This is a genomic window from Magnetococcus sp. PR-3 (assembly GCF_036689865.1).
Classification (GTDB): Bacteria; Pseudomonadota; Magnetococcia; order Magnetococcales; family Magnetococcaceae; genus Magnetococcus.
This window is the reverse complement of sequence record NZ_JBAHUQ010000002.1, coordinates 295,317-312,319: the sequence shown is the minus strand read 5'-3', so window position 1 is coordinate 312,319 and position 17,003 is coordinate 295,317. Positions and strand designations below refer to the sequence as shown.

Below are 17,003 nucleotides of genomic sequence, written 5' to 3'. Positions count from 1 at the left end.
GTCACTTTAGGGACCAAAGCAAAAGGCTTTGTATAAAAAAAGGCCGGTACATTCGTACCGGCCTTTTTTAATTAAGATTGCTTGGATTTTTTAATGGGTGGTTCCACCACCTCTTTGTGGTCACACCCTTCTGCCACACAAATATGTTCCGTACCCCGAGTTTTGGTCACCTTTTTGGTCACAAATGCAGCTTTGCATTTGGGGCAGGGAATCTCCAATGGCTCATCCCATAAAGCATGTTTGCACTTGGGATAGTTGGAGCAGGAGTAGAAGATCTTACCCCGGCGGGATTTCTTCTCCAGGAACGTACCGTTGCCACAAGTGGGGCACGCCACGCCGGTATCCCGTGGTTTGTTCAGGGGCTGATTATTCTTACAATCGGGATAACCTGAACAGGCATAGTATTTACCGTAGCGTCCCTCTTTGATCAGCATGGGTTTACCACACTTATCACAGGGAATATCGGTCATCTCTGGTTCGGCCCGCTCGGGTTCATCTTCCTTATTGAGGGGTTCGGTATGTTTGCACTCAGGATACCCCGTACAGGCCTTAAATTTACCGTACCGACCCAGTTTGATGGAGAGCAGTTCACCACATTTGGGGCACTTCTCATCGGTCTGTTCGGTGGTTACCTCCTCTTTGGAGGTGGTCTCATCTTTAACCTTGATCTGTTCAATGAAGGGTTGCCAAAAATCCTCCATTAGGGGGATCCAGGTCTTTTCCCCGCGGGAGACCGCATCAAGCTCATCTTCCAGGTTGGCTGTAAAGTTATAGTCTACGTACTTGGAAAAATGATTGGTCAGGTAGCTGTTAACCACCATCCCCACATCTTCAGGGAAGAACTTACGGCTCTCCAGCTTTACATAACCCCTGTCCTGTAAAGTAGACATGGTTGGGGCGTAGGTGGAAGGACGGCCAATACCGTAACTTTCCAGCACCTTAACCAAGGTCGCTTCCGTATAGCGTGGGGGAGGCTCTGTGAAGTGCTGACGGGCATCCAGTGCTTTTTGGTCCAACTGCTGACCAACCTCCAGGGGCGGTAGCATGCTCTCATTATCGTCATCATCACGATCCTGAGCCGATACCTCATCCTTGCCTTCCATGTAGGCTTTCATAAAGCCTGGGAAAGCTACAGAGGAGCCTGTGGCACGGAAACGGAAGGGGGCAGCCGAATCCTGGCTATCCACAGAGAGATTGGCCGCCACCTTATCAATTTTAGCAGGTGCCATTTGACAGGCAACCGTACGTTTCCAGATCAACTCATAGAGGCGGAATTGATCTTTTTCCAAGATCTGACGCAACATCTCCGGCGTACGAATAACATCAGTAGGACGGATAGCTTCGTGAGCTTCCTGCGCATTTTTGGCCGAAGATTTAAACTTACGGGCCGATTTGGGCAGGTACTCTTTGCCGTAGCGGATCTCAATCTGGTTACGGATTGAGTCAATGGCCTCATTGGCCAAATTGACCGAGTCAGTACGCATATAGGTGATCAGACCAACCGACTCTTTACCCCCCTCCGCGGTGGGGACCTCCATACCTTCATAAAGGCGCTGGGCGACGGTCATGGTCTTTTTGGCAGAGAAGCCCAGTTTTCGGGAGGCTTCCTGCTGAAGTGTCGAGGTGATAAAGGGCGGGGAGGGGTTACGCTTGCTCTGCTTTTTCTCCACTTCGGAGACAAACAGAGGGCGGTTCTCCACAGATTTAACCAACCCTTTTGCCTGATCTTCATTGGCAATGGAAAATTTGGTTAACTTTTTACCCTCGGCTATCGCCAAGCGGGCTTCAAAGGGGCGTGGTTTCTCATCTGCTGTTTTAGCGGCTTGTGCGGTAATGCTCCAGTACTCACGGGGTTCAAAAGCCTGGATCTCCGCTTCCCGCTCACAAACCAGACGTAGGGCAACCGACTGCACACGACCTGCTGAGAGCCCTCGGCGGATTTTACGCCACAGAAGTGGGCTCAGGTTAAAGCCCACCAGATAGTCCAGCGCCCGGCGTGCTTGCTGGGCATTGACCATATCCATATCAACATCACGGGCATGGGCAACAGCGTCTTGAATGGCGGTTTTGGTGATCTCATGGAACACCACCCGCTTAACCAAGACCTCTTTGAGCAGCTTTTTCTTTTCTAAAATCTCATGAACATGCCAGGAGATTGCTTCCCCTTCACGGTCAGGGTCAGTCGCCAGATAAACTTGATCAGCCCCTTTGACCGCCTTGGCCAGTTCATCCACCCGTTTGGCAGAATCTTTTGGCACGGTATACTTCATGGCGAAACCATTTTCCGTATCCACCGAGCCATTTTTGCTGGGCAGATCACGGATATGACCATAGGTAGCGACTACTTTGTAGCCACGACCTAAAAATTTATTGATGGTTTTCGCCTTGGCGGGTGATTCCACGATGACTACTGCCGTCATGTTTCCACCACTCCATTTCATAGTTAAGTTGAAGAATCAGGGGGTTGAAGTAGCAAAAAGGCCACAGCATGCCACCCTGTAAAGTCATGATATACCTAGGAATGTTGCGGCTCTAGAGCCAGCATTCCTCCTGGTTCACGACGAACAATGTTGCATAGTTCAAGCTGAAGTAATGTGCTGGAAAGCTCTGCGGGTGTCAAATGACAAAGACGCAAAAGTCCATCCACCGTTAATGGTCCATCCACCAAAGCCTCTATCACAGGTGTGGCCCCAGGGGTGTTTTGCATCACATCGGCATAGAGGGAAAGATCCTGTGATTGGGTGCTCCTGGCCTGATCGGGAATGGTCCCCCCCCAAGCCAGTGCTTCCACCACATCAGCCGCATTTTCGATCAGTTGTGCGCCATCTTTTAAGAGCTGATGCACACCACGACTACGGGGATCATGGATGGCACCTGGAACGGCCAACACCTCACGGTTCTGTTCTAAAGCCAAGCGGGCTGTAATCAAGGACCCGGACTTTAAGCCCCCTTCCACCACCACCACACCACGACTTAAACCACTGATGATACGGTTACGACGGGGAAACCGCTTGGCATGGGGTTGTGTGCCTGGGGGATATTCGGTGACCAAGCATCCATTTTGAACAATCTGTTTTTTAAGATCTCGATTAGGTTTTGGATAGTCCACATCCAAACCACACCCCAAAACAGCCACGGTAGAACCCTCCCCTTCCAGGGAGCCTCGGTGGGCGGCACTATCAATACCCAGGGCCAGACCACTGATGGTGGTTAATCGCATCTGTCCCAGATCATGCCCCAGCTTGTGGGCAAACCGTTCACCATCCCGGCTACAGCGTCGCGTACCCACCATGGCAATGAGTGGTTCTTGATTGAGCAGTGCCAACTGACCCTGTACAAACAGCACAGGTGGAGGGTCTGCAATTTCCAACAATTGTTGGGGGTAGATCTCTTGTGCCCAATGAATGGCTTGGGCCCCCATGGCTTGGTTCTGTTGAATAAGATCTGCAACCCAGGCGCGATCAGCCAATGTGATCTGGGGTTTTACATCCGGTAGGGCGGTTAGAATCGCCTGAGGTGTACCATACTGCTGTTTAAGGTGCCTAAGGGTGATAGGCCCAAGCCCTGGGGTAAGCTCCAGTTGTAGCCATGCCAGAAGGTCCTCATGGGCCATCCGATCAGCCCTTTTTACCAATGCGTGGTTCGGTACCAGCCAAAATCCGTTGAATGTTCTGGCGATGCTTCCAAAACACGGTTGGGACCACAATGGCTGCAACCACCATCGCAGGTTGGGTGCCGTAGAGGTATTGAAACACCGGCATCAAGGCAAAAGCGAGTAAAGCGGAAAGCGAGGAGATACGGAACAACACGGCCGCAATGATCCAACTGGCGACCGCCAGTAGACCAACCATGGGGGTTAGCATTAAAAAAACACCCAAACCGGTTGCAACCCCTTTGCCCCCCTTAAAACCCAGATAAATGGGAAACAGATGTCCCATAAAAGATAACAGTGCCATGGCCGCAGTAATGGGGCTCTCCCATCCGAACAACCCAATACCCACTGCGGTTGCCATGGCCCCTTTGCCAATATCAAGAATAAGGGTTAACAAGCCCGGCAGTTTGCCCGCGGTACGCAGAACATTGGTTGCCCCAATATTACCACTACCTTGCGTACGGATATCCCCGGCACCCCATAGGCGGGCAATGACCAGTCCAAAGGGGATGGCGCCCAGTAGGTAGGCCCCAAAAATGGCCAGTAGTGCAGTGGGTGAGAACAGTGCATCCATGGTACGGCATCCGTTTTAAAAAAGTGGGTTATGGGGTGGTCATTAGGCCATTATTTTGGATCCACATCTGCCATAACTGACCATGTAGCCCCATCCGTTTTTCCAGTGCCTGCAGTTTTTGACCAACCCATGGTTTGATCTGTTCAGCGATGGCTCTTTCAGCCACCTCTGTGGGTTGTGGACCGCGGCCGGCACTCCAGTCCCCAAGAATTTTCTGTTCCAAACGTAAAGATTCCGAAAAGCTCTGTCTGAGCGAGGCGGCGACAATCTCTTTAACCTTCTGGCGTAGCTCCTTGGGTAGATTGGCATACCAACGGTTGCTGACGGTAAAGGCCATCCAACCATAGAGATGGTGGGTTGGGAAAAAACGTTTGGCCTGTTGGGTCAAGCGGGTGCGATTAAGCAGCTCAGGCGTACTGGAAATACCCTGTAGCCAGCCATCATTAATGGCACCGGGTACCGACTCAGCCGGTACATAGTTGGGGGCCAACCCCATCTGTTCCAGACCTTTTTGATGGGTAATCACCGAGGGTGACCGGATGGTGGCACCAGCCATCTCTTCCCACGATCCCTCTTTAAAGCTGGTAATGCCATAAAAGCCCGTACCACCGTAGCCCAAAACCTGAATACGTTTACGGATGGCGCGTCTGCGGAGCTTCAGGTCATAACGGCTTTGAACAAACTGCACCAATTGATTGGGTGTGACAAACAACCTTGGTGTCAGGAGTAGCTGGTAGGCTGGTAAGGTTTGAGACAGGGTAGAGGCTGAGATAAAGGCGGCCTCCATCTTATTCTCAATGAGCGATTTCACCATCGTGATCTCGTTACCCTGCTGACCATTATGAAGAATCTCTACCTTGATCTGACCAGCCGTACCCTGTTCGATATCCTGTGCCATCTGTCTTAAGTTACGGACATAGGTCATGTCCATACCCTGGGTGGTGCCAATGCGCATGATCTGCACAGGGGCTTGGGCATAGGCTGTAGGGGCCAAAGCGGTCGCAATGGCTGCTAACAGCGGCAAGAAGGTGCAAAAAATTTGAAACATGGTATGGTGCATGGGGCGTCGACCGGGTAATGTTCCATGAAAAGAAGGTTTTCATGGGATACCATGCTTGTGGCGCTTTGTCAGGTGCTGATCAACAATTAAAACGATTTCCCCCCATTTAGGGGTGTTTGCCAGGAGGATTGAATGGCCTTTTCCCTCAACAAAGTACAACTGATCGGAAATCTGGGTGGGGACCCGGAGATTCGCTATACCCAAGCGGGTAAGGCGGTTGCCAATTTAAATATTGCGACCAGTGAGTCGTGGAATGATCAGCAGGGTCAACGCCAGGAACGTACCGAATGGCACCGTGTGGTAGTTTTTGGCAAGCCTGCTGAAATTGTCCAACAGTACTTACGTAAAGGCAGTAAAGTCTATATTGAAGGCCAGCTGCAGACCCGTAAATGGCAAGACCAGAGCGGGCAGGATCGCTACACAACCGAAACCGTGGTTAGTGGCTTTAATAGCCAGATGATCATTTTGGATCGTCCCGGTGGCGGCGGTGGCGGCGGTGGTGGTTATGGGGGGGGCGCACCTCAAGGTGGTGGTTATGGGAGTGGTGCACCTCAAGGTGGTGGTCAGGGCGGCCAAGGGGGCGGTGCACCCCAAGGTGGCGGCGCACCCCAAGGGGGTAAGCAGCCTGCTTCTCCGGCAGATACCTTTAATGAGGGACCTGACTTTGATGATGATATCCCCTTCTAGGGCCCATGACTCCAAGTAGATCTTAAAAAAAGGGGGCACAGCCATGGCTGTGCCCCCTTTCTGTTACGTCAGACTTTATAAACGCAGTGTGGCTCGCCTCATGAATTAATGGGGGTTCCCTAACTGGGCTAGCATTTCAGCTTGATCATGTGTAGCCAAGGCATCCACCACTTCAGCCAAGGCACCCTGCATAACCTGATCGAGCTTATGCAAGGTCAGATTAATACGGTGATCGGTCACCCGGCTTTGGGGGAAGTTATAGGTGCGAATACGCTCGGATCGGTCGCCACTACCCACCTGACCTTTGCGGGCTTCGGCCCGTTCAGAGGCTGCCGCCTGTTTTTCAGCATCCAGCAGACGTGCCTGTAGAACCTTCATCGCTTTGGCTTTGTTCTTATGCTGAGACTTTTCATCCTGACAGGTGACGATTAAACCGGTGGGTAGGTGGGTAATCCGTACCGCTGAATCGGTGGTGTTTACACTCTGGCCACCGGGGCCTGAAGAGCGGTACACATCAAAGCGTAAATCTTTATCTTGGAGATTAAGCTCCACATCATCCGCTTCTGCCAAAATGGCCACGGTCACCGCAGAGGTGTGGATGCGGCCACCTGTTTCTGTGACAGGAATACGCTGTACCCGGTGCACACCAGACTCATACTTCAGGCCCATATAGGCCCCTTTGCCATGGACCATGGCAATGAGTTCTTTATAGCCACCCAGATCCGTTGGGCTGCTGGAGAGGATCTCTATGCGCCACCCTTTAGATTCAGCAAAACGACCATACATACGGAATAGGTCAGAGACAAACAGTGCCGCTTCATCACCACCCGTACCTGCACGGATCTCCAAAACAACGTTCTTCTCGTCGTTGGGATCTTTAGGCAGCAACATCAGTTGCAGGTTTTTGTGGCTCTCTTCCAGTTGAGTTTTTAAGGTTTCCCGTTCCTCTTTGGCCATTTGCCGCATGTCAGGATCATCGCCCGCTTCAGCCAGCATCTGTTCGGCATCGGCCATTTGCTCGGTTAGGGTTTGATGGCTCTGCCAAGCCTCTACCACCGGCTCTAGGTCCGAAAACTCTTTACTGTAAGCGGCAAACTTTTTAGCGTCCGAGACCGTAGCAGGGTCGGCCAGATGAGAGGAGAGCTCTGCATGACGGTTGGTTAAGGATTCCAGCTTTTCTTCAATGGCCATGAGGTCTCTTCGGTGGTCAGTTAGCGTGTATGATTGAAAAAGATGCGCGTACCACTGGGTTGGTCAAATGCTTTAAACCCATCGGCTACCTGTACCATGACCCCATTCAGTGGGTGGCATGGTGCTGGTTATATACGCCTAAATGTGGGGTTTGGTTAGGATTCATCCAGCTTGTAGAGCTTGCGAGCGGCATCCACATAACGGTCACCATCATGCTCATTGGTCAGGGCTCTGAGCCGTTCGGTGGGATCATGCATCAGCTTGTTGACCAGTTGTCGGGCTAGATTTTCCACCTTTTTGCGGTCGGCCTCTTGCAGATCCCAGCCGTTCAAATGTTTTTGCAGCAGTTGATCCTTGGTCGCTTCGGCTTTGCGTCGCATGGCTTTAATGGTGGGGACAACATCTAAGGTATCCAACCACTGGGTAAAGATGGGTGCCTCACCCTCAATAATATCCAAAGCAGCCTGTGCAGCCTCTTGGCGATCTTGACGGTTATCTTCGATGATCTTGGTTAAATCATCCATATCGTAAAGGAAGGCGCTATCAACCTCAGCAATTTCAGGATCCAAATCCCGAGGTACCGCAATATCGATCAAAAAGATGGGGCGTTGACGACGACTTTTCAGTGCCTCTTTGACCATATCGGGCCCCACCATATAGGTGGTGGATCCGGTTGAAGAGATCACAATGTCTGCCCGATGCAAATTCTCCCCAAGTTCCTCAATGGGAAATGCGTGTCCATTAAACTGTTCGGCGAGGTCCACAGCACGAGAGTAGGTACGGTTGGTCACCAAAACATCTTTAACACCATGGGTGACCAGATGGCGTGCAGCCAACTCGCACATTTCACCGGCACCAATCAACAAACAGGTATGACCGGTAAGATCCCCAAAAATTCGTTTGGCCAGATCCACCGCCGCAGAGGCAACGGAGACAGAGCTTTCAGCAATGGAGGTTTCGGTACGGACCCGTTTGGCAGTTTGGAAGGCATGCTGAAAAAAGCGATTGAGCACCACACCGGTTGATCCGGCAGAGACGGCATCCTGATAAGCTTGTTTCATCTGCCCCAGGATCTGTGCTTCACCAAGTACCATGGAATCTAAACTGGAAGCGACCCGAAAACCGTGCCGTACGGCATCGTTTTCTGCTTTGGTATACAAATGGGGGGTTACATCTGCCGGATCCAAAGCATGGTCCCGGGCGATCCATTGACTGGTTTGCGCCGCTGCGGCATCGGGATCCCGGCTGGCCAAATAAATTTCCACCCGGTTGCAGGTTGAGAGAATGGTTCCCTCATGCACAGCATCGAGCCCCGTCAAATCATGTAGGCTTGCGGGTAGTGTGTCACTACTATAAGCAACCTTCTCCCGTAAGGAGACAGGTGCACTTTTATGGTTCAATCCGACGACAACGATCTTCATGGATGTTTTTTAAGTACACTCGGATGAGAGATCCTGCGCCGTAGCGCCTCTACATTCGATCTCTGTATATAGCAGATCGTATGCGCTTCGTTTCTTATCGTTTTCGGTCACATACGCACATTCCTTGAGTAGGAACCAGCACAAAACAGCCTTTGTGACGAACAACGGAACGAGACATTATAGCGTCGTTATGCCGGTTTGTTAATGGATTGTGTAAGAACATCGAGAATAGTACTTGTCACGTCGTCCCTCTTGTCGTATATTGCCTTTTCTCGGAAATGGAAGAGTGTCCGATACGGGATGTTTTTGACCGTTTTCTAAGGAGCTTTCGAGTTCCTTGAAAAGAGTTGGAATGATCCGTCGTTTGCGGATTCGGGGTGTAGCGCAGCCTGGTAGCGCATCGGTTTTGGGAACCGAGGGTCGGAGGTTCGAATCCTCTCGCCCCGACCAGCTTTTTTCCACATCTTTGAGAAGGACTTGCTTCGGTTTAAGCGCTTGTGGCTCAACTGGATAGAGCAACGGCCTTCTAAGCCGTAGGTTGCAGGTTCGAGTCCTGCCGGGCGCGCCATCCTCTGCCACAGGGGACCGTTGCTGGCTTTCGAAAAGGTGTTGGTAAAAGGCAATCCTTGCAGTTGGCGGAAAATAATCCTTTGCCATTCTTCCTCTGAGACATTAAATATAGGGCAGTTTCTACCTTCGGGTGAAACAACCCTGATTATGGCGGTGGTAGCTCAGTCGGTAGAGCTCCGGATTGTGGCTCCGGCGGTCGCGAGTTCAAACCTCGTCCATCGCCCCAAAATCACATGGGACCCGGCCCTTTGCAGGGCCGGGTTCTTTTGTATATGACCGGACGGATACTACCCTCCAGCTGTGGGCGAAAGTGGCGGAACTGGTAGACGCGCTGGATTTAGGATCCAGTGCCGCAAGGCGTGGGGGTTCGACTCCCCCCTTTCGCACCAAATTTTGTATCCTCCCGTGTCATAAGGTAATTTCTTACTAACCCCTTCGCTCAAAAAACCAGACCGGTGCTTATCATGGAAGTCAACGTTGTAGAAAATGGCCAATTTGATCGCGACATTACCATTACCGTGCCAGCGGAAAAGGTTGATGTTCTGCTAAGCCAAGAAGTCGCTAAAACGGCCTCTCAGGTCCGTCTACCCGGTTTCCGTCCCGGTAAGGTTCCAGCTGGTATGATTGAGCAGCGCTTTGGGGCCAGCATTCGTGCTGAAGTAGCCGAGCAGCTGTTCCGTGAGTCCTACACCGGTGCGTTGATGGAAAAAGATCTCCGCCCGGTTGGTCAGCCTGAGCTGGATGTGGGTGAGATTGAAAAGGGTAAGCCCTTTACCTATACCGCCAAGATCCAAATCTTCCCCACCGTTGAGCCTACCGGCTACACCGGCTTAAGCTTCGTCAAGCCTGTGACCAATATCCAAGAGTCGGATGTTGAAACCGTCATCACCCGTGTTCAGGAAGCCAACGCTGAGTATGAAGCACAAGAAGGTATTGAAGCTTCTAACGGTGACCGCATGAAGTTTGACTTCGAAGGCTTTGTCGATGGTGAAGCTTTTGAGGGTGGCCAAGCCGACGATTATGTTCTGGAGCTGGGTTCCAACCGCTTTATCCCCGGTTTTGAAGATCAGCTCATTGGCGCCAAAGCTGGTGATGCATTGGAAGTGAAGGTTACCTTCCCTGAAGATTACCACGGTACAGAGCTGGCTGGTAAAGAAGCGACCTTCAAGTGTGCGGTTAAAGAAGTTGAAACCCGCAAGCTACCTGAGATCGACGAAGAGCTGGCCAAAAAAGCTGGTGTCGCTGAAGGTGGTGTGGATGCCATGAAAAAAGAGATTCATGAGCGTCTGGTTAAAGAAGCCGATAAAGCGGTTAAGCAGGACATGAAACAGCAGGTCTTTAAGCAGTTGTTGGATAACAACCCCAACGAACTACCCAGCCAGATGGTTGATCAAGAGATCGAGCAGATGGTGACCACCGCTAAAGAAGAGTACAAGCGTCAGGGTGTCGACCCCGACCAGCTCGGCTTTACCGATGAGACCTGGCGGAACCAGTATGAAGACAAAGCCAAAGAGCGCATCATTCTTGGTCTGCTCATGGGCGGTATCGTCTCCAAAGAAAATTTGGAAGTAGACGATGAGGCTGTTGAGTCACACGTTGATGAGCTGATCAAACAGTTCGCCGATGGCCCCTACGCTGATCAGCTGAAAGAACAGCTCAAAGGGGATAAAGAGCGCATGGACGAATTCCGTGGTGCAGCTCTGGAAGAGAAGACCGTTGCCTGGGTTATTGAGCAAGGTAGTGTGACCGAGGAAGAAAAGTCCTTCGAGGAGCTGGTTGAGAATAAAGCTTAAGCACATACTGAGCAAATTTTAACCATACTGGTCCTCATTTGGTACTTATCGCCAAGTTTGAGGCCTATGTGTGGGCAAAAATTTCTATGGAAAGGCCTGGAGTGATCGACATTCCAGGCCTTTTTCATACCGTCACGCCTTGCGCCTACCCGGGGGTCATGAGATACACTGTTATCTTATGGGTTTTAGCCATCTGTGGGGTATGCGCATGTCTGTTTTAGCCACCATGGGATAAAGGTTTTAAGGAACTTCATACCCTAACCATGGTTCAAAACTTGCTAGATATACAACGCAAATTGGATGGAATGAGGGGAGTAGGGCGTGCTGAATGGATAAAGCTACGCTCTCTCTTTAAGGATTTTTCAGGAGTAAGGATACCATGAGTCTTGTGCCGATGGTGGTGGAAACCACCAACCGGGGCGAACGTGCCTACGATATCTATTCCCGTCTGCTCAAAGAGCGGGTGGTGTTTTTGGTTGGCCCTGTGGAAGAGCATATGGCCAATCTGGTGGTGGCACAGTTGCTCTTTTTGGAGTCGGAGAATCCTGAAAAGGACATCCATCTCTACATTAACAGTCCTGGTGGTTCGGTCACTGCTGGTATGGCGATCTATGATACCATGCAGTTTATCCGCCCCAACGTCAGCACACTGTGCATTGGCCAAGCCGCCAGCATGGGGGCCGTACTGTTGGCAGCCGGTGAAGCGGGCAAACGTTTGGTGCTGCCAAACGCACGTGTGATGATTCACCAACCTTTGGGTGGTTTCCAAGGTCAGGCAACTGATTTTGAGATCCATGCCCGTGAGATTTTGCGTATTCGTGAAAATCTTAATGAGGTTCTGGCTCACCACTGTAAAAAGCCCTTGGAACAGGTACAGAATGATACCGAAAGGGATAACTTCCTATCGGCTAAAGAGTCGGTGGAATATGGTCTGGTGGATCAGATCATTGAGCACCGTGAAGTGCCTGAAGCTGAGTCTTAAAAGCTGCTTAGGGTGCACTAAACTTTCTTTAGTTTAAAAAACTTACGCACCTTTTTGTGGATAACTTGTTGTTTTAAAGCTGCATTGAATGCAGCCACTATGTTTAGGCAACCCACCTAAGCATAAGTAACGAAACAACTTCCCATGTTACTCACTCTAAAGAGAGTGGGCTGCGTGGATCGAGCCCGTCTTTCGTTTGGCGGGACCTGTTACGGAGTAGAGCTGACCATGTCTAATAACTCTTCCGATTCCAGCAGCATTCTGCACTGCTCGTTCTGCGGTAAGAGTCAGAACGAAGCGCGCAAGCTCATTGCCGGCCCTTCGGTCTTCATTTGTGATGAGTGCGTAGATCTCTGCATGGAGATCATTCGTGAAGACAAGAGCGATCAGTTGGAGCAAAAACGTGGTGGTGTACCCACCCCGTTGGAGATTAAAAATACGCTGGATGACTATGTCATTGGCCAAGATGGTGCTAAACGGACCTTGGCAGTTGCGGTTTATAATCACTACAAACGTCTGGAGAGTAACGATACTTCCGACGATGTTGAGATCGCCAAAAGTAATGTGTTGATGATCGGTCCAACCGGTTCTGGTAAGACCCTGCTGGCCCAAACTTTGGCGCGCATTCTGGATGTACCTTTTACCATTACGGATGCCACGACCCTGACCGAAGCAGGCTATGTAGGTGAGGATGTGGAGAACATTATTCTACGCTTATTGCAAGCGGCAGATAATGATGTGGAAAAGGCCCAACGGGGTATCGTTTTCATTGATGAGATCGATAAAATTTCCCGTAAGTCTGACAATCCCTCCATCACCCGTGATGTCTCCGGTGAAGGGGTGCAGCAGGCCCTGCTGAAGATCATTGAAGGTACCGTTGCCAGTGTACCGCCCCAGGGTGGTCGCAAGCATCCCCAGCAAGAGTATCTCCAAGTGGATACCACCAATATCCTGGTGGTGTGCGGGGGTGCCTTTAATGGGCTAGAGAAGGTGATTGAAAAACGTTCGACCAAACACCATGGTATCGGTTTTGGTGCAACGGTTCGGGAAAACAGTGAAGAGGAAGATGTCAATATCCTACTCAAAGATCTGGAGCCCGAAGATCTGCTCTCTTTCGGTTTGATCCCTGAATTTGTGGGTCGTCTGCCGGTTGTGGCGACACTGGAGGAGCTAAGTAAAGATGCGCTGGTACGTATTTTAACCGAGCCTAAAAATGCTTTGGTGAAGCAGTATCAGAAGCTACTGGAGATGGAGAACGTCAAGCTCAACTTTACCGATGGTGCGCTTGAAGCACTGGCGCAAAAGGCGATTGAGCGTAAAACCGGTGCCCGTGGTTTACGTGCGCTGCTGGAGTCGACGTTACTCGACATCATGTTTGAGATTCCTTCCAAGGAAGGGGTGCGTGAAGTGGTGATCAACCGTGAAGTGGTTGAAAACCAGATCGAACCCCTACTCATTTATGCTGAGGAAGCCTTGGAAGCCAATGCCTGAAACGAGGTAAGGCATGTCAGATGATGCCTACGAATCCGTAGAGAATACCGTGCGTATGCCGGTTTTACCCCTGCGGGATATCGTTGTGTTTCCCCATATGATTGTGCCCCTGTTTGTGGGGCGTGATCGTTCTATCCGTGCCCTGGATGCTGTGACAGCCTCCAGCGAGGAGGATCGTCGTATCCTGCTGGTCACTCAGAAAGAGGCTTCAACAGACTCACCGTCTGAAGAAGATCTCTATGAACTGGGTGTTGAGGGCTCCATTCTACAGATCCTGAAATTGCCCGACGGTACCGTTAAGGTGCTGGTGGAAGGGCTGCGTCGTATGCGCATTACCCGCTATGTGCAGAGTGACCCACATTTTGAAGGGGAAGCGATTCCTCTGGATGAGGATAACTACAGCGATGCCGAAGCCCGCGCGTTAATGCGTTCGGTGATTACCCAGTTTGAGCAGTACAGCAAGCTCAACAAAAAGGTACCACCAGAAGTATTAATGACGCTGCAATCCATTGAGGATCCTGCCCGCCTGGCGGATACCGCAGCTTCCCATCTGACCCTTAAAGTCTCAGATAAACAGCAGTTGCTGGAAGTCGGGACGGTGGTGGATCAACTGGAACAACTCTATCTTCTATTAGAGCGGGAGATTGAGGTCATTCAGGTTGAAAAGCGGATCCGGGGTCGGGTCAAAAAACAGATGGAAAAGAGTCACCGCGACTACTACCTGAATGAGCAGATGAAAGCGATTCAGAAAGAGTTGGGTGATGAAAGTGAGGAGAAAGATGAGATCTCCGAACTGAGCGATAAAATTGAAGAAGCGGGTATGCCCGTTGAAGTAAAAAAGAAAGCCGATGCTGAGCTGAAAAAACTGAAGCAGATGTCACCGATGTCTGCGGAAGCGACCGTGGTACGCACCTATATTGATTGGTTGGTGAGCTTACCATGGAGCAAAGAGAGTGAGCTTAAGCATGATCTGATTGAAGCTGAGACCATTCTTGAAGAGGACCATGATGGTCTGAAGAAGGTTAAAGAGCGGATTTTAGAGTATCTGGCTGTTCAGAAAAAAGTGGGCAAGATGAAGGGTCCTATCCTTTGTCTGGTTGGGCCCCCTGGTGTTGGTAAAACCTCCCTGGCTAAATCCATTGCCCGTGCAACGGGTCGTGAATATGTACGGATCTCCCTGGGTGGTGTACGGGATGAGGCTGAAATTCGCGGTCATCGCCGTACCTATATTGGCTCCATGCCCGGTAAGATCATTCAATCACTGAAGCGGGCAGACAGCAAAAACCCACTGTTCCTGCTTGATGAGATTGATAAGGTTGGCTCAGACTACCGTGGTGACCCCTCTTCTGCACTGTTAGAGGTGTTGGATCCAGAACAGAATGTGGCCTTTAATGACCACTATCTGGAGGTGGATTATGACCTGAGCAATGTCATGTTCATCACCACAGCCAACAGTCTGAACATTGCGCGTCCGCTGCTGGATCGTATGGAGGTCATCCGTCTGGCTGGGTATACCGAGGAGGAGAAGTTACGTATCTCCACCCGTTATCTGGTACCCCGTCAAATGGAAGAGCATGGTATGGACGAGAAAGAGATCAATATCTCTTCTGGTACCATCACAGATATCATCCGTTACTACACCCGTGAGTCTGGTGTGCGTAACCTGGAGCGGGAAATTGGTGCCCTTTGCCGTAAGGCCGCACGGATTCTGCTGACCGAAGAGAAGCGTAAGAAGGTCAATATTACCGCGCAGAGCCTAGAGAAATATTTGGGTCCACGTCGCCACCGCTTTGGTATGGCGGAAGAGAGAGACATCGTTGGTGTGACCACAGGTTTGGCTTGGACAGAGGTGGGGGGAGAGATCCTTACCATTGAAGCGATTCATCTGGAAGGTAAAGGCTCTTTTACCATTACCGGTAAGCTGGGCGATGTCATGCAGGAGTCTGTTCAAGCTGCGATGACCTATGCCCGAACCATGGCTGAAGATTGGGGTATTAAAGGGGAGTTCTTCCAAAAACGGGATTTCCATATCCACGTACCGGAAGGGGCGACCCCTAAAGATGGCCCCTCTGCGGGTATCGCACTGTGCACAACGCTGGTTAGCTGCATGACCGGTATTCCGGTCCGTAAAGATGTGGCTATGACCGGGGAGATCACCCTGCGTGGTCGTGTTCTGATCATTGGTGGTTTAAAAGAGAAGCTGCTGGCTGCCCATCGGGCTGGTATTCGTCATATCTTAATTCCCGATGAGAATACCAAGGATCTAAAAGAGATGCCTCAGAGCATTCTTAAAGATCTGGAGATTCATCCGGTTAAACATGTGAGTGAAGTGCTAAAACTTGCCCTAACACGTATGCCGGAAACAGTACCATCAGATAAAGATGAAGCGCTGCCTTTGGAGAAATCCATTGCGGATGAAAAAGATCAGGACTGTATTGTTCCTCATCATTGAGTAAGTTGCCGTACCCGTTAAGAAAAAAGCACATCCTTATGGATGTGCTTTTTTTATTTTAAGATTATGATTTCATTTATGATTTATCCGTATCATGCATTTTATTTCATAATTATGAACAGGTAATGATGTTGAACATACATGAGAGTGTTGTCATAGAGCCCGCTTTCATGCCACCCTAAGAAGACAAATTCTTACCATAAAGGTGTGTTCCCCCCATCCAGTGTTTACCCCCTTGCGGAGTGATCTCTATGTTACGGCAATGGTTACTGTTTTTGATGCTATTTTTGGCACCACTGCCTATGGTGTATGCTGACCAGCAACTACAAGCTGTTTTTACCCAACATGCGCCCATTATTGATGGTTCTGCTCTCGATCCGAGTTGGCAGCATGCCCCGATGGTCACCACCCAAGATGCCGTGGCCCATATTCCCCTACAGCTTAAAGCGCTTTACAATAAGGATCGTGTTTTCTTTTTGGTACGTTTTCCAGATGCTACAGAAAACCGCTTGCATAAAAATCTGATTTGGAATGCTAAAGAAAAACGATATAAAAGCGGCCCTAAGCGGGAAGATACGTTTGTTTTTAAGTGGAGTATGGATGCACTGCCCAAGCCGTTATCCTTAAGCAAAGGGATACACCATAAAGCAGATATCTGGTACTGGAAAGCCGATCGTACCGATCATGCTGGGCGGGCGGATGATAAACAGCATTTCTATAGTGTTGAGCCACTTCCTCGGGCACAAATTATTATGGATGAAAAGGGCCAAACCCGTTATCTACGTCGCCGTGGTGACAAAGGTGAAGCGGCCTATCAGATTGTTACGGTGCCAGCTTATCAAGGTGATGAAATTCGAGGTATCATCCACAAAATTCCCCTAGGTAGTCGTGCAGATGTTATAGCCAAAGGGCAGTGGAAGGATGGTTTTTGGACGGTTGAGTTTGCCCGTCAACTACAGACTGGCCATAGTGATGATCTTAATTTTAGTACAGATTTGTATTATCATTTTGGGGTTTCGCGTTATGAAATTGCCGGTCGTGCACGGAATGTTCAATTGGAAATACCAGATTATGGCTCTGGCGATGTAGGGGAAGTTTTGACCTTACGGTTTTTGCATTAGGAGCCACAC

The 17,003-nt window shown here is 50.3% G+C and carries 12 protein-coding genes and 4 tRNA genes; 10 read left to right on the top strand and 6 right to left on the bottom strand.

From position 1 onward, the window contains the following. Positions 1–71: 71 nt before the first annotated feature. The 4 genes from topA to dctP form a co-directional block, all read right to left on the bottom strand. Positions 72–2,420 (bottom strand): type I DNA topoisomerase, encoded by a 2,349-nt coding sequence (gene topA, locus V5T57_RS02905; protein ID WP_332889654.1) that lies wholly within the window; start codon positions 2,418–2,420, stop codon positions 72–74. Positions 2,421–2,515: 95 nt separating this feature from the next. Beyond that, complete coding sequence (dprA, locus tag V5T57_RS02900) at positions 2,516–3,613, bottom strand: DNA-processing protein DprA (RefSeq protein WP_332889653.1); 1,098 nt, start codon at positions 3,611–3,613, stop codon at positions 2,516–2,518. A gap of 4 nt (positions 3,614–3,617) precedes the next feature. Then, positions 3,618–4,226, bottom strand: coding sequence for a glycerol-3-phosphate 1-O-acyltransferase PlsY (gene plsY / locus V5T57_RS02895; protein ID WP_332889652.1), 609 nt, complete (start codon positions 4,224–4,226; stop codon positions 3,618–3,620). Positions 4,227–4,254: 28 nt separating this feature from the next. Beyond that, the gene (gene dctP, locus V5T57_RS02890) at positions 4,255–5,274 is read right to left on the bottom strand and encodes a TRAP transporter substrate-binding protein DctP (protein ID WP_332889651.1); all 1,020 of its coding nucleotides are present in this window, start codon (positions 5,272–5,274) and stop codon (positions 4,255–4,257) included. Between the two features lie 144 nt (positions 5,275–5,418). Between dctP and ssb the strand changes: the two genes are divergently transcribed. Then, a complete protein-coding gene (gene ssb / locus V5T57_RS02885; protein WP_332889650.1) occupies positions 5,419–5,973 on the top strand; it encodes a single-stranded DNA-binding protein in 555 nt (184 codons plus the stop codon). A 105-nt stretch (positions 5,974–6,078) separates the two neighbouring features. Here ssb and prfA read toward each other — a convergent pair whose 3' ends face one another. Both prfA and hemA read right to left on the bottom strand, forming a co-directional pair. Continuing rightward, entirely contained in the window at positions 6,079–7,164 is a 1,086-nt protein-coding gene (gene prfA, locus V5T57_RS02880) for a peptide chain release factor 1 (protein WP_332889649.1), read from the bottom strand. 155 nt (positions 7,165–7,319) lie between these two features. Continuing rightward, on the bottom strand, positions 7,320–8,585 hold the full coding sequence (gene hemA / locus V5T57_RS02875) for a glutamyl-tRNA reductase (protein WP_332889648.1): 1,266 nt from the start codon (positions 8,583–8,585) through the stop codon (positions 7,320–7,322). Between the two features lie 373 nt (positions 8,586–8,958). Here hemA and V5T57_RS02870 point away from each other — a divergent pair. The 9 genes from V5T57_RS02870 to V5T57_RS02830 all read left to right on the top strand — a co-directional run bounded on the left by V5T57_RS02870 (position 8,959) and on the right by V5T57_RS02830 (position 16,994). Continuing rightward, positions 8,959–9,035 (top strand) — tRNA-Pro (locus V5T57_RS02870). A gap of 41 nt (positions 9,036–9,076) precedes the next feature. Continuing rightward, positions 9,077–9,153 (top strand) — tRNA-Arg (locus V5T57_RS02865). 152 nt (positions 9,154–9,305) lie between these two features. Further along, positions 9,306–9,381 (top strand) — tRNA-His (locus V5T57_RS02860). Positions 9,382–9,459: 78 nt separating this feature from the next. Further along, positions 9,460–9,544, top strand: a tRNA-Leu gene (locus V5T57_RS02855). A 75-nt stretch (positions 9,545–9,619) separates the two neighbouring features. Continuing rightward, entirely contained in the window at positions 9,620–10,948 is a 1,329-nt protein-coding gene (gene tig, locus V5T57_RS02850) for a trigger factor (RefSeq protein WP_332889647.1), read from the top strand. A gap of 379 nt (positions 10,949–11,327) precedes the next feature. After that, positions 11,328–11,930: an ATP-dependent Clp endopeptidase proteolytic subunit ClpP gene (gene clpP / locus V5T57_RS02845; protein ID WP_332889646.1), complete on the top strand. Its 603-nt coding sequence runs from the start codon at positions 11,328–11,330 to the stop codon at positions 11,928–11,930. 228 nt (positions 11,931–12,158) lie between these two features. Further along, a complete protein-coding gene (gene clpX / locus V5T57_RS02840) occupies positions 12,159–13,421 on the top strand; it encodes an ATP-dependent Clp protease ATP-binding subunit ClpX (protein WP_332889645.1) in 1,263 nt (420 codons plus the stop codon). 13 nt (positions 13,422–13,434) lie between these two features. After that, on the top strand, positions 13,435–15,873 hold the full coding sequence (lon, locus tag V5T57_RS02835; protein WP_332889644.1) for an endopeptidase La: 2,439 nt from the start codon (positions 13,435–13,437) through the stop codon (positions 15,871–15,873). Positions 15,874–16,124: 251 nt separating this feature from the next. Next, the gene (locus V5T57_RS02830; RefSeq protein WP_332889643.1) at positions 16,125–16,994 is read left to right on the top strand and encodes an ethylbenzene dehydrogenase-related protein; all 870 of its coding nucleotides are present in this window, start codon (positions 16,125–16,127) and stop codon (positions 16,992–16,994) included. Positions 16,995–17,003 lie beyond the last annotated feature (9 nt).

Coding starts and splice junctions, on each gene's coding strand:
- topA (WP_332889654.1), bottom strand. CDS start 2,420: ATGACGGCAGTAGTCATCGTGGAATCACCCGCCAAGGCGAAAACCATC.
- ssb (WP_332889650.1), top strand. CDS start 5,419: ATGGCCTTTTCCCTCAACAAAGTACAACTGATCGGAAATCTGGGTGGG.
- dprA (WP_332889653.1), bottom strand. CDS start 3,613: ATGGCCCATGAGGACCTTCTGGCATGGCTACAACTGGAGCTTACCCCA.
- tig (WP_332889647.1), top strand. CDS start 9,620: ATGGAAGTCAACGTTGTAGAAAATGGCCAATTTGATCGCGACATTACC.
- V5T57_RS02830 (WP_332889643.1), top strand. CDS start 16,125: ATGTTACGGCAATGGTTACTGTTTTTGATGCTATTTTTGGCACCACTG.
- prfA (WP_332889649.1), bottom strand. CDS start 7,164: ATGGCCATTGAAGAAAAGCTGGAATCCTTAACCAACCGTCATGCAGAG.
- hemA (WP_332889648.1), bottom strand. CDS start 8,585: ATGAAGATCGTTGTCGTCGGATTGAACCATAAAAGTGCACCTGTCTCC.
- lon (WP_332889644.1), top strand. CDS start 13,435: ATGTCAGATGATGCCTACGAATCCGTAGAGAATACCGTGCGTATGCCG.
- clpP (WP_332889646.1), top strand. CDS start 11,328: ATGAGTCTTGTGCCGATGGTGGTGGAAACCACCAACCGGGGCGAACGT.
- plsY (WP_332889652.1), bottom strand. CDS start 4,226: ATGGATGCACTGTTCTCACCCACTGCACTACTGGCCATTTTTGGGGCC.
- clpX (WP_332889645.1), top strand. CDS start 12,159: ATGTCTAATAACTCTTCCGATTCCAGCAGCATTCTGCACTGCTCGTTC.
- dctP (WP_332889651.1), bottom strand. CDS start 5,274: ATGTTTCAAATTTTTTGCACCTTCTTGCCGCTGTTAGCAGCCATTGCG.